General features: G+C 39.9%; 19 protein-coding genes and 1 pseudogene. 12 read left to right on the forward strand and 8 right to left on the reverse strand.

The window, feature by feature from the left end; genetic code table 11:
• Positions 1 to 70: 70 nt before the first annotated feature.
• On the forward strand, positions 71 to 781 hold the full coding sequence (locus BLS02_RS14520) for an ABC transporter ATP-binding protein (RefSeq protein ID WP_092493744.1): 711 nt from the start codon (positions 71 to 73) through the stop codon (positions 779 to 781).
• Positions 762 to 2,141, forward strand: coding sequence for a hypothetical protein (locus BLS02_RS14525; RefSeq protein WP_092493745.1), 1,380 nt, complete (start codon positions 762 to 764; stop codon positions 2,139 to 2,141). Before BLS02_RS14520 ends, BLS02_RS14525 begins: the two co-directional genes overlap by 20 nt.
• A gap of 68 nt (positions 2,142 to 2,209) precedes the next feature.
• Here the strand turns inward: BLS02_RS14525 and BLS02_RS14530 are convergent, their stop codons facing one another.
• The 4 genes from BLS02_RS14530 to BLS02_RS19350 form a co-directional block, all read right to left on the reverse strand.
• On the reverse strand, positions 2,210 to 4,192 hold the full coding sequence (locus BLS02_RS14530) for a CocE/NonD family hydrolase (protein ID WP_092493746.1): 1,983 nt from the start codon (positions 4,190 to 4,192) through the stop codon (positions 2,210 to 2,212).
• Between the two features lie 110 nt (positions 4,193 to 4,302).
• A complete protein-coding gene (locus BLS02_RS14535; protein ID WP_092493747.1) occupies positions 4,303 to 5,616 on the reverse strand; it encodes an MFS transporter in 1,314 nt (437 codons plus the stop codon).
• Between the two features lie 357 nt (positions 5,617 to 5,973).
• Positions 5,974 to 7,155: an MFS transporter gene (locus BLS02_RS14540; protein ID WP_092493748.1), complete on the reverse strand. Its 1,182-nt coding sequence runs from the start codon at positions 7,153 to 7,155 to the stop codon at positions 5,974 to 5,976.
• A 124-nt stretch (positions 7,156 to 7,279) separates the two neighbouring features.
• Positions 7,280 to 7,411, reverse strand: coding sequence for a hypothetical protein (locus tag BLS02_RS19350; protein WP_302846745.1), 132 nt, complete (start codon positions 7,409 to 7,411; stop codon positions 7,280 to 7,282).
• Between the two features lie 196 nt (positions 7,412 to 7,607).
• On the opposite strand from BLS02_RS19350, the gene BLS02_RS14545 reads away from it, so the two are divergent.
• Together BLS02_RS14545 and BLS02_RS14550 are read left to right on the forward strand one after the other, a co-directional pair.
• Positions 7,608 to 9,431: a MotA/TolQ/ExbB proton channel family protein gene (locus BLS02_RS14545; protein WP_092493749.1), complete on the forward strand. Its 1,824-nt coding sequence runs from the start codon at positions 7,608 to 7,610 to the stop codon at positions 9,429 to 9,431.
• Complete coding sequence (locus tag BLS02_RS14550) at positions 9,421 to 10,113, forward strand: OmpA family protein (RefSeq protein ID WP_092493750.1); 693 nt, start codon at positions 9,421 to 9,423, stop codon at positions 10,111 to 10,113. The genes BLS02_RS14545 and BLS02_RS14550 overlap by 11 nt, the downstream gene beginning before the upstream one ends.
• A gap of 246 nt (positions 10,114 to 10,359) precedes the next feature.
• Here BLS02_RS14550 and BLS02_RS14555 read toward each other — a convergent pair whose 3' ends face one another.
• Positions 10,360 to 11,358 carry a DUF3231 family protein gene (locus tag BLS02_RS14555; protein WP_092493751.1) on the reverse strand — a complete coding sequence of 333 codons (999 nt, stop codon included), beginning with the start codon at positions 11,356 to 11,358 and terminating at the stop codon, positions 10,360 to 10,362.
• Between the two features lie 550 nt (positions 11,359 to 11,908).
• Between BLS02_RS14555 and BLS02_RS14560 the strand changes: the two genes are divergently transcribed.
• Complete coding sequence (locus BLS02_RS14560) at positions 11,909 to 12,430, forward strand: hypothetical protein (RefSeq protein WP_139180800.1); 522 nt, start codon at positions 11,909 to 11,911, stop codon at positions 12,428 to 12,430.
• A 450-nt stretch (positions 12,431 to 12,880) separates the two neighbouring features.
• Here BLS02_RS14560 and BLS02_RS19215 read toward each other — a convergent pair whose 3' ends face one another.
• The 3 genes and pseudogenes from BLS02_RS19215 to BLS02_RS14570 form a co-directional block, all read right to left on the reverse strand.
• On the reverse strand, positions 12,881 to 13,027 hold the full coding sequence (locus BLS02_RS19215) for a hypothetical protein (RefSeq protein WP_254788779.1): 147 nt from the start codon (positions 13,025 to 13,027) through the stop codon (positions 12,881 to 12,883).
• 23 nt (positions 13,028 to 13,050) lie between these two features.
• Complete coding sequence (locus BLS02_RS19355; protein WP_302846746.1) at positions 13,051 to 13,176, reverse strand: hypothetical protein; 126 nt, start codon at positions 13,174 to 13,176, stop codon at positions 13,051 to 13,053.
• A 54-nt stretch (positions 13,177 to 13,230) separates the two neighbouring features.
• Positions 13,231 to 13,434: pseudogene (locus tag BLS02_RS14570) on the reverse strand (DegV family protein); the annotation flags it as partial.
• Positions 13,435 to 13,696: 262 nt separating this feature from the next.
• Between BLS02_RS14570 and BLS02_RS14575 the strand changes: the two are divergent.
• The 7 genes from BLS02_RS14575 to BLS02_RS14605 all read left to right on the forward strand — a co-directional run bounded on the left by BLS02_RS14575 (position 13,697) and on the right by BLS02_RS14605 (position 21,490).
• Positions 13,697 to 14,905: an acyl-CoA dehydrogenase gene (locus tag BLS02_RS14575; protein WP_092493753.1), complete on the forward strand. Its 1,209-nt coding sequence runs from the start codon at positions 13,697 to 13,699 to the stop codon at positions 14,903 to 14,905.
• Positions 14,906 to 14,922: 17 nt separating this feature from the next.
• Complete coding sequence (locus BLS02_RS14580; RefSeq protein WP_092493754.1) at positions 14,923 to 15,696, forward strand: SDR family oxidoreductase; 774 nt, start codon at positions 14,923 to 14,925, stop codon at positions 15,694 to 15,696.
• Positions 15,697 to 15,762: 66 nt separating this feature from the next.
• Positions 15,763 to 16,323 carry a TetR/AcrR family transcriptional regulator gene (locus BLS02_RS14585; RefSeq protein ID WP_092493755.1) on the forward strand — a complete coding sequence of 187 codons (561 nt, stop codon included), beginning with the start codon at positions 15,763 to 15,765 and terminating at the stop codon, positions 16,321 to 16,323.
• 14 nt (positions 16,324 to 16,337) lie between these two features.
• Complete coding sequence (locus tag BLS02_RS14590; protein ID WP_254788780.1) at positions 16,338 to 16,730, forward strand: acyl-CoA thioesterase; 393 nt, start codon at positions 16,338 to 16,340, stop codon at positions 16,728 to 16,730.
• Between the two features lie 56 nt (positions 16,731 to 16,786).
• Positions 16,787 to 18,451, forward strand: a complete 1,665-nt coding sequence (locus BLS02_RS14595) for a long-chain-fatty-acid--CoA ligase (protein WP_092493756.1) — start codon at positions 16,787 to 16,789, stop codon at positions 18,449 to 18,451.
• A 174-nt stretch (positions 18,452 to 18,625) separates the two neighbouring features.
• The gene (locus BLS02_RS14600) at positions 18,626 to 19,585 is read left to right on the forward strand and encodes a phosphotriesterase family protein (RefSeq protein ID WP_092493757.1); all 960 of its coding nucleotides are present in this window, start codon (positions 18,626 to 18,628) and stop codon (positions 19,583 to 19,585) included.
• A gap of 300 nt (positions 19,586 to 19,885) precedes the next feature.
• Positions 19,886 to 21,490, forward strand: coding sequence for a long-chain-fatty-acid--CoA ligase (locus tag BLS02_RS14605; protein ID WP_092493758.1), 1,605 nt, complete (start codon positions 19,886 to 19,888; stop codon positions 21,488 to 21,490).
• The last annotated feature ends 38 nt before the right edge of the window (positions 21,491 to 21,528 follow it).

Consider the following 21,528-nt stretch of genomic DNA (forward strand, 5'->3'; position numbering starts at 1 on the left):
AGAAGGAATAACCATGAGTGTTGTCGAATAATTAAAGAAAACATCACTTTAATTATGCTGGAGGATACGTATGAAAGTTTTAGAACTGAAAAGCGTTGAGACGGAGTTGGGTGGCAGTGTACTGCTCAGCGATATTTCGTTTGCGGTAGAGGAATCGAGCGTAGTGGCACTGGTTGGACACAATGGCGCGGGGAAATCGACATTAATGAAGACAATATTAGGTGAACTGCAAAAAGCAAAAGGTGAAATAACCATTAACGAAACGTCAACACAAGACGAAGATTTTTTAACCTATAAAGAGCAAATTTCCTATTTGCCGGAAGAACCGCTTTTACTGACAGAACTTACTGTCATGCAGCATTTTCAGCTTTACGCAATGAGTTATGGTATAGAAGAGGCAATAATGGAGGAGAAAATAAAAAGCTATACCTCTGGCTTTGAACTGGAGGATAAACTAAATGAATATCCTGAATCATTATCTAAAGGTATGCGCCAAAAAGTGCAGACCATCTGTGCGCTGCTTCCGGATACACCGCTGCTGTTAATCGATGAACCATTCATGGGACTTGATGTCTATGCAATGGATTATTTAGAGGAATTAATACGTGAAAAAGCCCATAGTGGAACAGCGGTATTATTGACATCCCATCAGTTGGAGCGGGTAAAGGATATTGCAGATACATATATTATGCTCCAGCACGGGGAAGTGTTGGATCAAGGCCCGATAAGTGATTTTAAAACAATTAGACGGAGGAAGCATGATGAGCGTTACAAAGACTGATCTTCGTGCATATTGGTTAATCCGCAGGGGCCGTTTCGCCAAAAAGAAAAAGGTTTACAAACAAGTGGCAGCAGTAGTATTTGATCTAACGACAGCCATTTATGTTGCTGCATTAGTTGGTTATATAGGGATGAGTTTGTTTCTTACCGGTAATATCACCGAGGAGCTCGCACCGTTTTTTACTTTTGTGGAAGAGAATGCGAGCAAAGGCTATTTACTATTATTAAGTGTGCTGCCAATCCGTTATATCGTTAGGTCTTTTCAGCATCCAGGTATATTGTTTTCCACCTCAGAGTATCAGTTGGGATTGCTGCCATTTAAAAGAGAAAAAATTTGGGCATTTATATACGTAGAAAAATTACTGAAGCTCCTCTTGTTTTTCGGTTCATTAGCAGCACTTCTGATTTTAGTAACGCCCATTTCCAGTTCATTAATAATCTCGTACCTAACACTATTTGCTGTGTATGATCTGGTAATGACAGTACCGCAATGGAAACTGTTTCAACAGCGTTTTTGGATGAAAGCTGGTTGGTTGCTGCTTTTTATTTTAAGTAATCTTATTGCAGTTATACTGGAGTCGGAATTGATTGGACTCATACAACTTGTCTTGATTATTTTCGCACATATTGTTATCCTGCGACGCTTATTCATGGAAATTAACTGGGTTCGGGTAACTGAACTCAGTGATTACTATATTTGGAACATGCTGGTGGTCTCACAAGTTTCGCAAACTAAATTTAAAAAGAAAAAGTCCTATAGTATTCTTCAAAACTCAACGAGGCGGAAGCGTTCTTTTGCTACTAAATTCTCTATCTACCATAGGCTTTGGCAGCTGTATCTTGCCAAAAACCTTGGTGTAATTGCACAGGTGATCGGTGCAATCCTGCTGATGCTGGTTGCGTTTCAATTTTTCGAGGAATGGATTTATTATATTGGGATGGCAATTGCAATTCATGTTTATACAGTCTTGTGCGCCAATCTGTTTCATAATCGTTTTCAAGCAGACATTGTCGAACTGCTCCCATGGGATCTATCTATGTATAAGCGGACATATTTCAAGTGGATGGCAATGGGTGGCGGGCTCTTATTTCTGCCGATCTTTTCATACTTCATCAGGCATTGGGATGTATGGGCTCCTTTTCAGTTAGTGTTCATAATTAGTGTTTTCTTGTATGCGTATCACGTGAACATGGATAAAACAATCATCCTGCTGGCTAAAAAATCTGGATTCCTTCAATTGCGGGAGGGGTTAAGTCTTCTGTTCATTATTTTAGTTGCAATCAGTCATATGCTCCCAGTAATTTCGCTTACAGCCATAGGAATTGCCTGGGGCTTTATATTTTCAACTGCAAAACAATAATGAAAATGGTCCCAAATCTATTAATTAGGTTTGGGACCTACCTTACTTAGAAAAATTAGTTTTTAATGCTATGAGCCGGAAGGTCCCCAGATTACGCTGCTATCCTCAAAATCATCCGGAGAGGCGAGCGGCAGATTTACAGACGATGGATATTCTGTGTTTCGCAAGATTTGATAATATCCGCCGATGAGATCTTTCCTTTGAGTTGTTGTTGGCAGCAAATGCGGAGTGTCCGCAGTTGTAACCGTAATTCGTATACGATGACCTGGAGCAATTTGTGCGAATGACGGAAATACTTCGACGTCATAACGTCCCACTTCTCCTGGTATCACTTTCTCTTTTGAATCTGCTGTATAAGGATGATTGGGAACAACTAGCTTCCCGTCTTCATCGTACCAGCTTAATTCTTTATTTAAAGCACGCTGACTTCCAATAAGCGCACCTGTTGTGAGCGGGTAGGATTTCCCGTTTGGTCCAATATCTTCAACTGTTACGACGAATTGTGCATCTTCGGTTGTTGTTTTTGCATACAAGGAAGCACTAATAGGCCCAGCTAACACCTTAGCCTCTTCAAATGGTTCGGTCGTAAAGGTTAAGCCGCCGACTTGTGATGTCCAGTCATTTCGATCCATAGTTGGCCAGCCTAACAATTCTCCAATGAAACTTGAAGACCCCATACTCGATTGTTCCGTCTGAAGCGTAAAAGGACTGCTTACCATTCTCCAATCAATATAATCTTTGCCAAAAAAGAACTTAGGTTTCTCAGTAGATAGATAACCGTCATTAAGTGATGGGGCAGTCCACGTTCGTCCATCCCTAAAATAATAAGTCTTTACATCTGACTGTTTAAACGGATAATGAGTAGTGTTGACCCAACGTTTAGAGCGTAATTCAAACGCATGGAGCGGTGTTTTAGTTTTATCAATTCCCGTCTGTTTTCCTTTCAGCCATCTATCAAACCACTGAAGTCGAAGCTCTTTCAGCCGTTCATTTAACAGAGCGGTTGTATGAAACCATGGCCCCATAACGAGTTGATAGCGTCCAGTTACAGGTTGTGATTCCGACATCGGAGCGTTAACTGGCCTGCCAGCATATGCGTTTTGTAAGCCCGAGTAATTCAGTGGTGTACCACGCTGGAAAATATCAAACCAGCCGCCAACCATAAATGCCGGAATCTTGTTTTCTGCAATTCTTTTTAAATAATTATTCGGTGAACGGCTTTCCCAAAATGTCCCTGCGTATGATTTTTCTCCTCCAGTTAAAAGATTTGTTACAAGTGGAGTATAGTAATTTCCCAGTTTTCCAGCTCGCTGCAGCTGTGTTTCAATCGCGCCTAATGGGTCCTCAGCTAAATCGTCCGGCGGAAGGAGATCAAGTGCTCCACGTAAACCTAACCAAGGCAGGCTGAACTCCACATTCGGAATACCTCCCTGTGTAACGGTATCTTTGTAAAGATCGTTAGCAGCAATGACTGGAAAAATAGCTTTTAAAGGAGAATTCTTCCCAACAAGTGCAGCCGTATAAAACTGGTTAATTCCTAAATATGAGGCCCCGGCCAACCCAACCTTACCATTTGAACCGGATAGATTATGGGCACTCCAATTTACGAGTTCTGCACCGTCTTTCCTTTCACGTTCCCCAAAAAATTCCCAAGATCCTTCCGATGAACCTGTACCGCGCACATCCACGGTGACGTTAATATATCCTCGTTTAACTAAGTACGGAAAGTGTCCTGTTGCTCCAGCAAGGTCCGTTGAAAGATGCGAAGTTGTTTTCTTATATGGTGTTTGTGCCAATATCACAGGGAATTCTTCATCAGCGGGCTCTCCAGTCTCAGGGTTAGCTGGTCTGTATACATCCGCTAACAAAGTCACTCCATCCGACATAGTAATGGGTACATTATGTTCCACTGCAATTTCATAGGAAGCGGATTGAGGCTGCCACTTCCCTCCAGGATAAAAGGAAGCCTGAATTCTCTCCTTATCAAAAAAAGAGTATCCACTGAAGATGAGACTGAATACAAGTAAACAAAATATCAATTTTTTTATCAAAAAAACACCTCTGTAATTTTCTATAAATTATGAGGTGTATTGAATTACTATTCAATCCCTTAAAATGTAGGGTTATCACGGAAGTCAGTTTGGGACAAGGAACCTGTCCCTCATGTCCCGCGTTTCTCTAATTCTGTTCGGATATTCATATGGTCGTCTTTGGTGTATGGATAGAGGAATGTTGCGATTAGTGCCATGATGACGAAGATGCCTGGTGCGATGCTCATTGTCCATTGGATGGTTGTCATGGCTGTTTCGCTTTGAACTTCGTTTGCTGTATAGCCGGACAATTCAAGAATAACGCCGATCAAAAATATGGCTATGGAGTTAGTAATCTTCATGAAGAAAGTCATCACTCCAGCATAGACACCTTCACGTCGTGCTCCTGTCTGGTACTCATCCATATCAACCACTTCCGGCAGCATCGCCCATGGAAGCACGTGCGCAACGCCATATCCTATACCAACAACTACCCCGATAATATAAACGACGAAATCAGCTGAAGCCTGTGATACCAACAGCCACCCGGCCTGTCCCGCAATCCAGATAAACAATCCAATTATTAGTGCACTTTTCTTACCTACTATTTTGGTAAGCTTTGCCCAAACAGGCAGGGACAAAATACTGATACCGATTACAATGACAAATAGAATCTCCATATCAAATTCACGATTCATCCAGTATTTCATGTAGTAAATGACGAAACCTTCAATAATATTTGCTGCTGCATAACACCCAACGTATATCCATAATAAATATTTCAGTGCTCGATTCTGCCGTAAATGATTGAATTCTTTTTTAAATTTAAACGTTTCTGGTTTGGGGGCATCCGCGTTTTCTCTTGTAAAGCCAAACATAATAAGTGCTAACGTCAAAAGGAAAATCCCAACACACATTGCCATGATCGACCATCCGTATTGATCGGCAATCATTTTCGGGATCGTCGCTGCAATCAGCCCAAAAAACAATTGGAAAAAAATCCGGTAATTATTGATGCTCGTCCGTTCATCATAGTCAGTGCTATATTCGGTGATAAGTGAGATGTATGGTACATGGAACAATGTAAGTGATGTCATAAATAATATATAAAAGAGGGCATAATACAGAAAAGTTATCAATTGATCATCAAAACCAACCTGACTCCATAGCAGAGAGAAGAAAATCGCAAGTGGAACTGCAGCTACCAGGAAGAAAGGACGTCTTCGGCCCCAGCGTGTTTTGGTCCGGTCAGTAATAACCCCAATGAACGGGTCAGAAATAGCATCCCAGCCACGGCCAATCATGAAGATTGCACCTGCTAATGCCGGTGAAAGACCAACAACATCTGTCATGAAATATAAAAAGTAAAGCCCAAGAATGGTAATCCCAACAACGGAAACACTTTCCCCGGAACCAAACAGCATCTTACGGCCAAATACTTTCATCCTAATTCTCCCTTAAATTTTTTTAACATATCTTTAGAACCTCATGACAATGGTTAATGCAATTCGCTAGAAAAAGGTAGCTTGATTCAATATATGTTTAAGCGTTGTATTTATAATTAAGAATTCTAGATTCATTCTGCGATAACCTCTATTCACTATCATTCAATTACGAAAAAATATTTATCTATTCCATGCCACTTTTTCCCCGCTACATACGATAGTAATAGTGACCACCTCTTTCTATATATACAATCGAACGACAGGCTGAAAAGGTGGCATTAGTACGTAAAAAAGGGAACTTCTCATCAAAAAGAAGTTCCCTCATTACAAACAATATTGGACTAACACCATTTTGTATTACCGAACGATCCGCCTTACACCAGCAATATACAGCACCCCCAGCATCACGAACAGACCCAGAAAGCCATTACGAAATCCAATGGTATCGATCATCAGTCCGAACAATGGAAACAGGAGCATAATGATGAAGCTCTCGACTACGCTAATCATCGAAAAGAAGGTAGCGCGGACACTGGATTCCAATCCCCCCTGGATGAAGTTCGAAAATATTGGTTCGTATAGTGTCACAAGCTGCGAAAGAATCAGGAATGACAATACGATTGCCCAGTCCGGTGACAGGGTGAATAACAGGAAAAACACAAGATATAATAGATACCCATAGTTTGTAATACTGACAAAGCTCCATTTTGACTCAAGTCTGTATGCTAACTTGGCCATTAAAACACCAAGCAGCCCTTCAACTGTGAAAATAATTCCGATTGTCATCGAGCCGTAACCCAAGCGTGTGAAGTATTCCTGACCATAAAAAGTCAGGATGACGATCGATGTTCCAATCATGATAAAAAAGATGATCGGAATATGGGCAGGCTGATTGGTTCGCCAAATCCTGATGCCTGACTTTAGCTGATTTATCCATTGCTGCTTTATACCGGTATGGGAGCTGGAATTCTTCTCCCGTTCTGGTTCGTGTAACATGGCAATTGGAATCAGGGCCAGCAAATGGGTGATAATAATACCTCCATAAACAAGCTCCCAGTTGATTTCAGCCATCCAGCCACCAGCCAGTTTGGCAAAGCTAAGCGATAGCAATGCAAGTGCCGTCATGTTACCAAATACTCGTGTATACTGTTTTTCCTTACCTTTTTCTTTCAGTGTGTCATAAATAAGTGCTTCTTCTGCACCTGACTGGAATGTGATACTTGTTCCAAGTGTCATGAGCGCCAGGCCGAATAAGGAAAGTGAATCACCGACAAGCATGAAAGTTCCATACCCAACACTTAAGATGTTACCGATAAACAGACTCACTTTCCGGCCGTAAACGTCGGCGATTATCCCGGTTGGAATTTCAAGCAGGACGACACTTAAGTGCATCAGTGCTTCGACTATTCCAATCTCACTCATGCTTAGTCCTTTGTCATTCAAATAAATAACCCATAGAGCCCTGTCAAAAAATAACTGAGCAACAAATATATAAATATAAATAAACCGAATGTTTTTTGTTAAACTTGTTGTTTTCAATGTTAGATCCTCCGTGAACTGACGCAAAAAAAAACCACAGGCAAAATAACTTACCTGTGGTGCGAGCGAAGGATGAACCTTTCTCAATTACATACCGATAATATCAGGGCAAGAAATTTTTACGTCAGATAAGTTTTTTGAATTGAAAGCTAAAATTAGACATACGTATCCAATTTAGCTGAACAATTCCAAAAACAGTTGCCATGAACGCAATAAATCTCTTCACTTTATGCACAACTTTAACTAACGTAAACATTTCATCTGCCTCCTTTTCTAATAAGTTAATTACATAATAAATCAACTTGGATGAAAAAACAATCCCTATTGTAGCTATTTTATTATAGCCTAATCAATGGGACAAGGGACCTGTCCCCACGTCCCGCAAAAACAAACATGATTTGTCCTTCTCCTGAATAGCAATATAGAAAGAGGGTCTATCAGGAGGAGTAACTATGCTGCAATTAATGTTGGAAATGTTTACGAGCGAACGTATAGCGGAAGACATTTTATCAAATCCAATTACCGAGCTTATTTTCGTGATTCTGTTCATTAGCTTTTTCCTTACCGTTTTGGTTCATCTTGGTCTATTTACGAAGCTTAAAAAAATAAGAAATTATATAGAAACAACAGATCAAATGGATATTGAACCACTTAACACATTTAAGGCACAGTTTGACAGAATTCGTGACAAGGAATCGGTGAAACCGGAGACTTTTGTACAGGAGAGATTTTCCGGTTGGCGTGTGTTTAATGTGCCTGTTGTCAATCTCATCAAAATGGTTCAGATGACCGTTTCCATTTTTATATTGATTGGGGTATTGGGGACGTTTATCGGTCTGACAATTTCACTTGGCAGTATTAATGCGACGGGCGCTCAATTGGTTGAGAATATAGCAGCAGTTTTATCAGGAATTGATGTGGCATTCTACACGAGTATAGCGGGGATGGGGCTTTCTCTTATCATGACCGTGCTTATTAAAATTTTTAACACGGAATATATGCTTACGGATATTATGTTAAAAGTAGAATCCAATCTAGATGGGGATGAACAGGAAGGGATGAGCCGGCTGATTGAAGTGTCAGAAACCATAAATCATTCCATTCAGCATTTGCAGGAAACGAATCAGGAATCACTGACAGGGATTGAGAACGCATTTTCAGGCTTTCAGGAATATACAAGCGGACTGCAGCAATCTGCAAAAGATCTGGCCAAGTTTAATGAAGGGCTTTCCAGCAATCTGCAGGAATTTCAGGAACTGTTCCACCATATGAAAGAGGTGACAGATGGGTTTGGCGAATCAACCAAGAATTTAAATGACAACTTTGATTCACTGTTTTCCTATTTTAAACGAATGGATGGAAAAAATGAGCGTATGGCTAAAGCGTTTGAGAATACCTATGAAAAAGTGAAGGAAGTTTCGACAGCTCAAATGGATACTCTGAATCAATTCGAGGAATCTGTTGTCGAATTAAAATCGTTTACGTCTTCGGTCATGGAAGGGCAGGAATCCATACAAGCTGCATTTGAAAAAATTACGCAGAAAAATAATGACCTGGCAGATAAAATGGATACGCATAATAAAGAATTTAAACAGGTCTTTGGAAGCGATCTCAGCTCCAAACTGGCCGGAATCATCTCCTACATTGGTGAGCTATCAAAGCAATTTGATAAGATGGGTGATTCGATTGTCCAGTTGCCGCAAGCCCTTGATGTGATCAATCAAACACAGGCTGAATATAAGTATCTGTTAACAGATCGTTTTGACGAGCTGAAAGAATTTAACCGAACGTTTAATAGTCATTTGAAAGCACATTCTGAGGAATCAAAGGCATTTGAAAAACAAATAAATGAAGCAACCCATACGTATGAGAAAGTCGGACTGCAGAATAACCAGCTGATTAACGACATAAACAAGACGATATCCCAGATGAACAATACGTTCAATCAACGCGAAAATCAGTTGGAAGTAAGTGTTGACGCTTTAAAAAATACACTCTTTAACTATGTGGCTAATCTGGAGGGGGTACTCGGAGATAAGCTTGATAAGGTTGCACGAAACATAACTGATTCAATGGAAATGACGAATGAAGGGATCAAGAAGGAATTCCAGGAAATACGGCGTCTATCTGAAGAAATCCAACAAAGCAATTCCCGTTATACCCAACAAACACTTCAGGATCTCGGTCGTGAGATAGAGGGGTTAAATCGGCAGCTGAATTCCTATAGCCAGCAACCAAGAAATAACGGTATAGGGTTGAGACAAAATGACTACTAAATACCAGCGACTCTTTAAAAAGGAGCAGGATGACGGACATTTTTGGCCATCGTTTACCGACCTATTGACAATTATCTTATTATGCTTCATCTTAATTTTCATTACCATGATGATCATAAAATCCCTGCAAATCGAAGAAATGAAAAAGACGATCGATCAAATAATGGGAGTACGAGCCAAACTCGTTAATGAGCTGCAGACGGAATTCAGCGGTTCAACTCTGGACATTGAAGTAGATGAGAAGACAGGTGCAATCATCTTTGATACAGAAATTTTATTTGCATATGATAAGTCCGAATTGAAGCCAGAGTCATTTCAGTTTTTGGATGAATTCGTCCCTAAGTATCTGAATATCTTGCTGCAAAACGGCTATGAAGAATATATTGCAGAAATCATTATCGAAGGTCACACCGATCGTGACGGCAGCTATTTATACAATTTAGAACTCGCACAGGAAAGGGCATACAGTGTCGCAGCCTACATTCTCAGCGATGATTTTCAATATAAAAATATTCAAGACCATCTGCAGGAAAAATTAACAGTGAACAGTAAATCTTATACCGACTTTCGGACGAATGAATCAGGTGATTACAGTGCGGCTGATTCCAGAAGGGTGGAATTTAAATTCAGGCTGAAGGATGAGGAGATTCTTGAGAGGACGCGTGAAATTCTAGCGGAATAGGCGGAGGATAAGGGACCCATCTTTCGACAGTTGAGCGGACACTACCTAAAACTCAAAGGGGTTTGATTTCTTTACCCGCACCAACATAATGAAGGTTGCGAAGAAAGATTTAACTTAACTTAGCTTTTTATAAGTGGATATTGGATTGGCCAAAAACTAAAAGACTAGAATTTTTAAAAGGGTTATACAATTGCTGGAGATAAACAAGCTATCATTTTATAGTCACCAATAGAGGGGCACTATTAGTCACCCTTGCTTTTTCTTTGCTAATTCATCACGGTCAAGTGCTCGTGGTGGCTCTTCCAACCACCCGTATTTAATCATCAATCTAGCCCCTTCATCCGCAAATTTTAAGTTTTCCGCTACAAGTCTGCTGTACATGACTCCAAGATCTCTTCTAGGGCTCACTGACATACTAGCTCCATAATAACCAACACTGATTGCCGTTAAGGCTGTAGTATAGAACAGCATCTTTCTATCAGAAAACGTGTATGTGATTGAATCCGTAACCTCTGTATCCAATGTCGTAGGACTAGGAATATCACATTCGCTTAAATAAGATCCAAATATCTCACAATGTTTTTGTGCTATTTCTTTCCCTCTTAGAATAAATTCAGTTACATCCTTCTTATTTGCAACCTGACTATACCCAATCATAGTGGCTGAGCCTAGTGCATTTCTTTGGAAATTGGCATAAAGATTCGTAATTTCAGTACCAGTTAATGGTCTTTTCTCTCCAAGGTATCCGGCAAGAAAGCTTTTCTTCTCCACAAAATCGAAGTTCTCAGGGGTTGGAAGAAGTGGTGGCTTCATATATAACCCTTTTTTTAACAATAGATCATTGGTCTTCTTAAGAATATCATCTGATTCACGTAGACATTCACTAAAAAAAGTATAAATATCTTCTCTCACCGCAAGTGGTAATGCTACGCTATATGCATTCAGCCCCAATTTACCTAAATTGTTAGTAGAGAATAAAGAATAAGTATCAGTAAATAACCTAGGAGCCGTAACGTCCACATCTTCATCTAACTTAAACCCGTGTGGAATAGGATAGTTTTCATTATTTAGTATTTTTGATATTGTTTCGATATGTGATTTTGATATATCCAAAGCATACTGAAGTAATGCCTTTATTTCCATATCTTCAGCTATATTAACTTCGTATTGTAAATGACAAATGACACCACTATCATTCATATACGTGTTCCACAAATTGGTTATTTCAGCAGAAGTTAACTTCATTTTTTTTATCACCTTTCATTTATTTTTCGTCCAACAAATATTTTAAGTCACTAGTTAATAATTTACCCATAATCATGTGAAATATGAACATCAGTGTTTTTCCTTTTTTTTCATTAGAATCAATTTCATAATTCAAAAATAAAGGAGTAAATCCAAACTATCTGTAAATGCTAGACCTGTTGATTTCCATTGCAGGCGGACGCTTTCACCCTCAGGGTACAAGTGCGACATCAGTTCAAACTGAAGGGACAGAGGGTCAGGTTCCTTGTCCCTGTTTGGGACGAGGGACCTCACTACGTCCCCATAAAATACTCAAGCATTGCTTGGTGTGCACAATAAGGAAACGATGCACCTGGCTGTTACCGTTTAGTAACACCAATATTACAGTTTGATGAAAAAAGTAATTGCGAGAATTATGGACAGGAAGAATCCATACATTGTAAGGATGTATTTGAAAATTAAAGGAGTATGTGAAAACACAGAACAGAGCCTTGGAATGTACCATAGTGTAAATGTGAACGTTCAGGTAGCAGCTATGGAGGTGTTTTTAATGGCTTTTTTTATAGGAATATTAATTGCATGGTTGTTCTATTTTAATTATTTAAGAAAACCCGCGGAAAACAGCTACATCCCCTCATTCAAATTAAGGTATGAAAACATTGGTACGGACCAAAATGAAAAACGGGAACGGATTGAGCCAAGCTTCATTACTCGATATATCAATGTACTCGAGGCTGATGGAGGGCGGATTATTAACCTTAGCAGACAGATGAAGGAGAATGCTGTGGAAGTGTTCGAATGTGAAGATCAGGATAGTGCGGATAATACAATTGACCTGTTATTAACAACATTCTCAGGATCAGTAGCAGACCACGATGCACGCCCTTTATACATCAACATTACAAATGAAGATCAAATTATAAATATAACAATTAGCAACGATAGGGATGACAATGCAATAGAAGTTGTTAAGTGTATGGATGAAAGAGAGTGCAAGGATCTTATCCGAAAAGTGGAATCACATTATGAAAAATATAGACCGGTGCTTGTCTATATGCGAGGGAGCACATGATTTTTGGAGCCAAATGGATGTGGCGAAATTGTAAGTGTAATGAGTGGATCCCCCCAAATTAAGTATCCCTATCCCCGGTGAAGGGTTGGGGACGAACCAATGTTTTAAAAGGAATCTAAAAGTCAGGTTATTTGTCGGCAGATAAGAAAGTATGAATCCTTTCTTACTGCATAAGTGCAACTAAGGCTTATCTATATTAAGGCTTGGCGATAAGCCAAGTTTTCTAAGCGGACACAGGAGCCGCTATTTCGCTAAAAAACAGTACTTTTTGGATATAAGCGGACACACTGGACCTTATTTTACATATATCAGGGTAAGACAGGGATGTTTTTGCCAAATAAGGGCTCTGGTGGCCGCTAAAACTAAAATAAGCTTGGTTTCGGTAAAATAGCGTACCTGGTGTCCGCTTATATTCTTTTGTGGCTTTACCACCAGTCATCAACCCTCTAATCAATCTGCAGCCGAAAAGGATTTGAAAGTATCAATTTCTTTTGCAAGGGTAGTTTGCATTTTTTCGCCGCATTCTTCGCTGCAGACTGCGAATAAGCCGTCCCCTCCATTTTTCTTGGCTTCAGAATCAGCTGTAGTAACGATCATCGGAACACTTGTCCTTCGTTAATTTAAATAAACTTGGACAATTTCCCTTCTTGATCCGAGTAGTCAATTCCCTCAGTAAACTTGACATTGAGAGCATGTAATGGTTGATCATCAGCAATTTTCTTCATACACCATGCACATCTGAACATTGTCAAATCTCCTTTTTATAAATACGTATTTTTCAACCAGAGAGCAGGGGCATCCTAAACTTCCAATCCTGCAATCCCAAAACCACCGGGTCCTGCATGAGTTGAAATCATAGAACCAGCTTGCATCCATTTTATATTTTTAAAACCATTTTCTTTAGCGATTTCTTCCACCCGCAGCTTGATACTTTCATCAAGTCCGATCGAATATTGAAAATAAAGCTGTTCCCGGTCAATGTCGAATTGATTTAAATAATCATGCAACGAACGGTATACATGCATCATGTGCTGGAACTTAGCCGACTCGGTCATTTTCATCCTCCTTTTTAACTATTACCGATTTTACTTGGCTGTTTCTACAATACTATAAGTAAATCGCACTGGACATCATTGCATTATGTTTTGCAATAAGTTAAAATATTAACATAATTCTAAACATACTGACCAGTTGGTTATTATTCTTGATTTTATGGAATATAATAACCAATAGATAAGTCAAAATAATAGTTTGGGGGGGTTGAAAATGGATTTTTCATACTCTGTAAAAGTAGTAGAACTGCAGAAAAAGTTATCCCGTTTTATGGAAGAACATGTATATCCCAATGAAAAAGTTTACAAAGATCAGTTGAATCAGCAGAAGAGTCGTTGGGCTTATATTCCTCCTGTTATGGAAGAGTTAAAACAGAAGGCTAAGGCAGAGGGGTTATGGAATTTATTTTTACCTGAAAGTGAATATGGAGCTGGATTAACCAATCAGGAATATGCACCGCTTTGTGAAATAATGGGAAAATCTTTAATAGGTCCTGAGGTGTTTAATTGTAGTGCACCAGATACAGGGAACATGGAAGTTTTGGTTCGTTATGGCACGGAACAGCAAAAGAAACAGTGGCTTGAGCCACTTCTTGCTGGAGAGATCCGTTCATGTTTCTCGATGACAGAGCCTGATGTTGCTTCAAGTGATGCGACAAATATTGAGGCAAGCATCGTAAGAGATGGTGATGAATATGTAATTAACGGGAGAAAGTGGTGGTCTTCTGGAGCAGGAGATCCACGGTGTGAAATTGCAATTGTCATGGGGAAAAATAATCCGGAAGTTGCCAGGCATGAGCAACAATCTATGATTCTGGTACCTCTGAATACACCAGGAGTAAAGATTGAACGAATGCTTCCAGTGTTTGGTTATGATGATGCTCCTCATGGCCACGCAGAAATACTCTATGATAATGTCCGTGTCCCGGCAGAAAATATGCTCTGGGATGAAGGGAAAGGTTTTGCTATAGCACAAGGGAGACTGGGACCTGGCCGGATTCACCATTGTATGCGTTTAATCGGTTCTGCAGAAAGAGCGCTTGAAGATTTATGTAAGCGCATACAAAGTCGGGTGGCATTTGGCAAAAAGATAGCGGAACAGGGTGTTGTACAAGAGTGGGTTGCTGATTCACGAATTGAGATTGAACAGGCACGCTTATTAACCTTAAAAGCAGCATATATGATGGATACAGTTGGAAATAAGGAAGCAAAAACAGAAATTGCTATGATTAAAGTTGTTGCACCAAATATGGCATTAAAAGTTATCGACCGTGCAATTCAGGCATTTGGCGGAGCTGGAGTAAGCGGTGATGTCAATCTTGCCCATCATTGGGCTAGTGCGAGAACGCTGCGGATTGCCGACGGACCTGATGAGGTGCATCGCAGGCAGGTGGCAAGGTTAGAACTTAAAAAGTATTCATAGAAGAGGGGAAGTGCGATATGAGTGTACTTGATTCATTTAGACTAGACGGAAAAACAGCTATTGTAACAGGTGGAGGAAGAGGTCTTGGAGCACAAATAGCCCACGCATTCGCTGAAGCTGGGGCAAATGTTGTTATTTGCTCAAGAAAGCTGGAAGCATGTCAGGAAATGAGTGAGAATTTAAAGAATTTAGGAGTCGATTCATTAGCTTTTGAATGTGATATATCGAATCCGGAAGATGTCAAAAAAGTAGTAAATAGCACTATTGAACATTTCGGCACTATTGATATTTTGGTTAATAACAGTGGTGCTACATGGGGAGCTCCCGCTGTTGATATGCCATATGAGGCATGGCAGAAGGTTATGAATGTTAATGTGACTGGAACTTTTCTGATGAGTCAGGAAGTGGGTAAAACTATGATTAAGCAGAACAAGGGCAAAATTATCAACATTGCTTCAGTTGCTGGGTTTGGCGGGACTGATCCAAGATACATGGATACAATCGGCTATAACACTAGTAAAGGGGCGGTTATGACATTTACCAAGGACTTAGCTGTTAAATGGGGTCAATATAATATTAATGTAAACGCAATTGCACCAGGATTCTTCCCAACAAAAATGTCACGTGGACTGCTGGCAGAAGGAGAAGAAAAAATTTTAGAAGGTACACCACTGAAACGATTGGGAAGTGATACTGATCTGCAAGGGACGGCATTATTTTTAGCTTCAAAAGCGTCTGATTTTGTCAGTGGTGATGTTATAGCTGTTGATGGCGGATCACACGCTTTATAACAAAAATCGTGCTAACCGATTTGATAGAGAGAAGCCTAAAAATAATACACTAGCGGGGTTAAGCCTATGAAGAATGGAATAACCGAACAAAGTATCTTGCTATTTGAGAAAAAAGGTTTTAGTCATACGTCTATCCAGGATATTGTGAACCAACTGGGAGTGACAAAAGGGACATTCTATTACTACTTTTCTAGTAAAGAACAGCTGCTGATGGAAATTCATCACGAATACATTACTAATCTTTTAGAGGGACAAAGTCGGGTTATCAATAATGGTAGTCTGACTTCTAAACAAAAATTGGCAAAAATAATCGGATTATTGATTAACGACGTAGCCACCAATGGACCAAGTGCTCGCGTGTATTTCAGAGAAGTAAGGCATTTAGCAGAAGAAAACATTAAATACGTTAAAGAAAAAAGAGAGCAATTTCGATTAAATGTTGAAAAGATAGTCCGAGAAGGAATGAACAAGGGTGAATTTAAGCATGATTTAAAAGTTGACATGATTACGTTCGGTATATTGGGCGTTACGAATTGGACCTACAGCTGGTACAAACCAAATGGAGAAGTTTCATCAGACGAATTAGTGAAAATTTACGTGGATATGATTCTGAACGGGATACAGTAAAGGAGTGAATAGCAGTGGATGTTAAAGTGCGCGTAGCTGAAACAGATATGCTGGGGCATGTAAATAATTCAAGTTACTTTATTTATATGGAAGAAACACGGCTTGATTTTTTACAGAAGCTAGGTATGGAGGTTCATAGCGACGATTATATGATTGTACTGGCTTCAGCGAAATGTGACTTTGTGAGACAAGGATATTATGGACAAACGCTGGAAATCAATACAATTGTAAAAAGAATCGGAAGAACAAGTTTTACATTAGTCAATGAAATCAGTGATAAAGAATCGGGTGATTTAATCGCAAATGGAGAGGTAATTATTGTTTACTTTGATATTGCCAAACAAAAACCGGCTGAACTTCCGGAATCTTTTAAAGCACCACTACAGGAACATCTGGACCCAGCATAAGAAGAATCGATAAAACTAAATTAAACAGATGATATAAATAGGAAAGGTGAGTGACAATGAATTCGAATCATTTCACATTTTGGCCCAACCGGTTATCGAAGACCCTTACAGTACCTGAGACTACTTTATATGATAATTTGACGATTACTGCTAAGAAATATCCAAATAAGGCAGCTATCACTTATTATGGGCAAACATTTACGTATGAACAGCTGGTTACTGAAGCAGATAGCCTTGCTGGATACTTAGAAAAGGAATTAGGTGTCAAAAAAGGTGAAAAAGTGCTTTTATTAATGCAAAATTCACCTCAATATATGATTAGCTTTTTTGCACTGCTTAGAGTGCAGGCGGCAGTAGTCCCAATTAACCCCATGAGTACAACAGACGACCTGGCTTTTTATGTAAGAGACTGTAACATAAAACAGGCGTTGGCTGGACAGGAATTACACCATAAACTTACCCCATTGAAGAAAGACACATCTCTCGAAAGAATTATTGTTGCAACATATTCAGAATATACTTTAGCGGAAAATGCGTTAGGTGAAATACCGCCTGAAGTCATTGCACCGGTAAATGTCCCTGATGATGATATCGAATGGAAGGATGCTTTATCAGCAAAACAAACTCCTTCACCCTACAAGGGAAAAAGTGAAGATGTCGCAGTGATTCCATATACATCTGGAACGACTGGATTGCCTAAAGGCTGTATCCATACGAATAGAACAGTCCAGGCAAATGCAACTGGAGCATATCATTGGATGAACGTGACACCAGATGCTGTGGCACTTGCAACACTGCCGTTTTTCCATGTGACAGGACTGGTGCATAGTCTGCTTACACCAATCACTGCAGGTGGAACAATCGTACTGCTTACACGCTGGGATCGTGATTATGCCGCAAAGGCAATAGATAAATATGGCTGTTCGCATTGGATTAATATCAGTACGATGTTAATCGACTTCCTATCTAACCCGAATCTGGCAAACTATGATCTATCATCATTGCAAGCTATTGGCGGGGGCGGGGCTCCTCTGCCTGAGGCGGTTGGCGAACAATTATACGAAAGAACAGGTCTGCGTTATATCGAAGGTTATGGGCTGTCTGAGACAATTTCACATACCCATTTTAATCCGCCAGATCGGCCGAAACTGCAGTGTTTAGGCATCCCGTCGTTTGATGTGGATGCACGGGTGATCGATCCAGCTACTGGGGAAGTCCTTGGTATTGATGAAGAGGGAGAACTTATTGTGAACGGTCCTCAAGTATTCAAGGGATATTATAACCGGGAAGAGGATAACCGTGATTCCCATATTCAAGTAGACGGAAAAGAGTTTTTCCGGACAGGTGATATTGTCAAGATGGATGAAGAAGGATACTTTTTCATTGTTGATCGTTTAAAGCGAATGATTAATGCTGCGGGCTATAAAGTCTGGCCAACAGAAGTGGAATCTATTTTGTATAAACACCCTGCGGTTCAGCAGGCTTGTGTCGTTCGTGCTCCAGATGAAAAACGCGGAGAGACTGTCAAAGCATTTGTGGTTTTAAATGATGATGCAATCGGAAAAGTAACTGAAGATGAAATAATTGAATGGTCTAAAGAACAAATGGCCGCATATAAATATCCAAGAATTTTAGAGTTTACTGATAGCTTTCCGACTACTAGCAGCGGGAAGGTTTTGTGGAGAGAATTGCAGAAGAAAACAGCTGATCAATTACAATAATTAGCTTCACAGATTTAGGTTCTTTTACAAGTTCTGTTGCCCTATCGCAGTTCTTATAAACTGCGGTATAGCGTCCATTCATCCTAGATAAATGCTAGTCCACTTTTGTGTCAAAACAACAATTTTTTAGAAGACAGTCTGGATTTAAAAAAATTACTAGGAGCTGATAGCAGTATGGGTGAGTCAATAAATACCGTTACCGGGAAGATTTCAGTTGAAGACATGGGGAAAACATTAATACATGAGCATTTTGTATTTGGCTACCCGGGGTTTAGCGGGGACATAACATTAGGTGCATTTAACAAGGAAGAGGCATTACGTGCTGGAATAGAGACGGCAAATGCAGTGATAGAGTTTGGGGTTAAAACGGTTGTCGACCCAACACCAAATGAGTGTGGACGAAATCCAGAGTTATTAAAGGAAATTTCTGAAGCAACTGGATTACAGATTGTTTGTGCAACTGGATATTATTATGAAGGTGAAGGTGCAACACCATACTTTAAATTTCGTCAATCATTAGGTACAGCAGAAAAGGATATCTATGAAATGTTTATGAAAGAAATAAATGACGGCATAGCCGAAACAGGTATTCGTCCAGGAATCATTAAGCTAGCATCCAGTAAAGATGAGATAACGGCGTATGAACAGATGTTTTTTGATGTTGCCGCGAAGGTACATCAGGAGACAGGGATCATGATTCTTACCCATACCCAGGAAGGAACAATGGGCCCTGAACAGGCAAAGATGCTGGTTGAAGCTGGAGTTGATCCTGCCAAAATTGTTATCGGCCACATGTGCGGAAACACAAATCCGGAATACCACAAGGAGACACTGAAAACGGGTGTAACAATTGGATTTGATCGATTTGGGCTTGAAAAACTTGTCGGTGCTCCACTTGATGCAGAACGAATTGAAACACTACTGGAGCTTTTGGAAGAAGGATATGAAAAGCAAGTTATGCTTTCACATGACTCTATTACACATTGGATGGGCAGGCAGCCCGAAATGAGTGAAGAGGTTGCACAGCTGGTTCAAAACTGGCATCCGCTGCACATTTTTCAAAACATTGTCCCTGATCTGAAAAGTAAGGGTATTTCTGATGAAGCTGCTGAACAACTGTTCCGTCTTAAATGAGGATTCGATATAAAAATTAACTGATAAATGTAAGCGTTATCTTAAATTAGGGCTCTTTTCGCAGGTTTTGTTGCTTTTCAATCTTCGCAGTTGATGTAAAAGGCGAAGTAACTGACAGAAAGAATCAATTTCTTCTGTTTAGACTGCTAAACCATCGCTTTGTCAGAATGCTTCGCTTTCCGCAGCGATGGGTATAGACATTTCAAAATTTTCACTAGTTGGCATTTCATAGATTTTGTGTCAAAACAACAATTCTTTTTAGAAATTAGCTTAAATTAAACTTTTTTAAGGGAGGAAGTAATGATGGATAAAGCTTGGCATAAGCATTACCCGAGTCATATTGAGAAGGAATTAAAGATTCCGGACAAGTCACTTCCAGAAATGTTAAACGATTCAATTGCAAAATATGGAGATCATGCAGCACTTCATTTCTATGGAAATGAATTTACGTATAGAAAAGTTGGTGAACTGGCTGGTGCGTTTACAGCTGCTCTTCAGGAAGAAGGCGTCGAGAAAAATGATCGGGTAGCGATTATGCTACCGAACTGTCCGCAGTATGTATTCAGTTATTATGGAATCCTGCAGGCGGGTGGTGTAGTCACTCAGGTTAATCCAATGCTTATCGGCAAGGAATTGGCATATATTTTAGCGGATTCTGGTGCGGAGACGATTGTCATTTATGAGCCTTTGCTCCCGGTTTTAAATCAGATCATTGATAATACTTCTATTAAACGTGTAATTAAAGTTAATTTGGAAGGAAGGGATACCGAGGATAGTCTGGCTATCGGGTTTAATGAATTTTTGAGAAAAGCTAAAAGACCTCCTCAACCCGCAGCAATCAATGCTAATGACGACGTTGCAATTTTACAGTATACAGGCGGAACTACCGGCCGTTCTAAAGGCGCAATGCTTACACACCGTAATCTTCTGGCAAATGTGATGCAGACATACGAATATTTTAAAGATGCAATTACACCTGGAGAAGAACGGTTTCTAACTGTTATTCCTTTATTTCATGTTTATGGAATGACGTCTTGTATGAATCTGTGCATCTATACTGGTGCGCTGAGTATTATGCTGCCAAGGTTTGAACTTGAAGAAGTATTGAAAACCATTAAAAAAGTACAGCCGACCTCCTTTCCGGGTGTGCCAACGATGTATATAGGATTAATTAATCATCCAAAAGTGAGTGAATATGGTCTAAACAGTATTGAAATTTGTAACAGTGGAAGTGCACCAATGCCTGGGGGAATTCTCCGAACATATGAAGAAAAAACCGGGGCCACCATATTGGAAGGATACGGACTTTCAGAGAGTTCACCGACCACACACAGTAACCCATATTTCGGCACGAGAAAGCCTGGAAGTGTTGGTATTGGTTTACCATCAACTGACTACAAAATTGTTGACCTGGCAGATGGTGTAACGGAACTTCCTGCAGGTGAAGCAGGTGAAATAATTATTAAAGGTCCGCAAGTGATGAAGGGGTACTGGAACATGCCTGAAGAAACCGAGCAGACACTTCGGGACGGCTGGCTTTACACAGGTGATATAGCTTATATGGATGATGATGGCTACCTGTTTATCGTTGATCGTAAAAAGGATTTAATTATTGCGAGTGGCTACAATATTTATCCTCGTGATGTTGAAGAAATTCTGTATGATCATCCTGCCGTACAAGAAGCAGTTGTAGTTGGAATCCCTGATCCATATCGCGGGGAAACCGTTAAAGCGGTCGTTGTCTTAAAAGCAGGAGAGGCTTGTGACGAAAAAGAATTAATTGCTTACTGCCGTGAAAATCTGGCTGCTTATAAAGTTCCGGAAGTCATTGAGTTTAGAGAAGAACTGCCAAAAACAAACGTCGGGAAAATTCTGCGACGAAAAATAAGAGAAGAATCCGTTTAAACATTTACGAGGATATTCATTTTTTAACTAGGAGGAAT

The organism is Virgibacillus salinus, assembly GCF_900102415.1.
Taxonomy (GTDB): Bacteria; Bacillota; Bacilli; order Bacillales; family Amphibacillaceae; genus Lentibacillus; species Lentibacillus subterraneus.

Bases quoted from the DNA above. Each gene is read 5' to 3' on its own strand.
- BLS02_RS14520 (WP_092493744.1), top strand. From the start codon at position 71: ATGAAAGTTTTAGAACTGAAAAGCGTTGAGACGGAGTTGGGTGGCAGT.
- BLS02_RS14525 (WP_092493745.1), top strand. From the start codon at position 762: ATGAGCGTTACAAAGACTGATCTTCGTGCATATTGGTTAATCCGCAGG.
- BLS02_RS14535 (WP_092493747.1), bottom strand. From the start codon at position 5,616: ATGAAAGTATTTGGCCGTAAGATGCTGTTTGGTTCCGGGGAAAGTGTT.
- BLS02_RS19350 (WP_302846745.1), bottom strand. From the start codon at position 7,411: ATGTTTACGTTAGTTAAAGTTGTGCATAAAGTGAAGAGATTTATTGCG.
- BLS02_RS14545 (WP_092493749.1), top strand. From the start codon at position 7,608: ATGCTGCAATTAATGTTGGAAATGTTTACGAGCGAACGTATAGCGGAA.
- BLS02_RS14550 (WP_092493750.1), top strand. From the start codon at position 9,421: ATGACTACTAAATACCAGCGACTCTTTAAAAAGGAGCAGGATGACGGA.
- BLS02_RS14555 (WP_092493751.1), bottom strand. From the start codon at position 11,358: ATGAAGTTAACTTCTGCTGAAATAACCAATTTGTGGAACACGTATATG.
- BLS02_RS14560 (WP_139180800.1), top strand. From the start codon at position 11,909: ATGGCTTTTTTTATAGGAATATTAATTGCATGGTTGTTCTATTTTAAT.
- BLS02_RS19215 (WP_254788779.1), bottom strand. From the start codon at position 13,027: ATGATCGTTACTACAGCTGATTCTGAAGCCAAGAAAAATGGAGGGGAC.
- BLS02_RS19355 (WP_302846746.1), bottom strand. From the start codon at position 13,176: ATGTTCAGATGTGCATGGTGTATGAAGAAAATTGCTGATGATCAACCA.
- BLS02_RS14575 (WP_092493753.1), top strand. From the start codon at position 13,697: ATGGATTTTTCATACTCTGTAAAAGTAGTAGAACTGCAGAAAAAGTTA.
- BLS02_RS14580 (WP_092493754.1), top strand. From the start codon at position 14,923: ATGAGTGTACTTGATTCATTTAGACTAGACGGAAAAACAGCTATTGTA.
- BLS02_RS14585 (WP_092493755.1), top strand. From the start codon at position 15,763: ATGAAGAATGGAATAACCGAACAAAGTATCTTGCTATTTGAGAAAAAA.
- BLS02_RS14595 (WP_092493756.1), top strand. From the start codon at position 16,787: ATGAATTCGAATCATTTCACATTTTGGCCCAACCGGTTATCGAAGACC.
- BLS02_RS14600 (WP_092493757.1), top strand. From the start codon at position 18,626: ATGGGTGAGTCAATAAATACCGTTACCGGGAAGATTTCAGTTGAAGAC.
- BLS02_RS14605 (WP_092493758.1), top strand. From the start codon at position 19,886: ATGATGGATAAAGCTTGGCATAAGCATTACCCGAGTCATATTGAGAAG.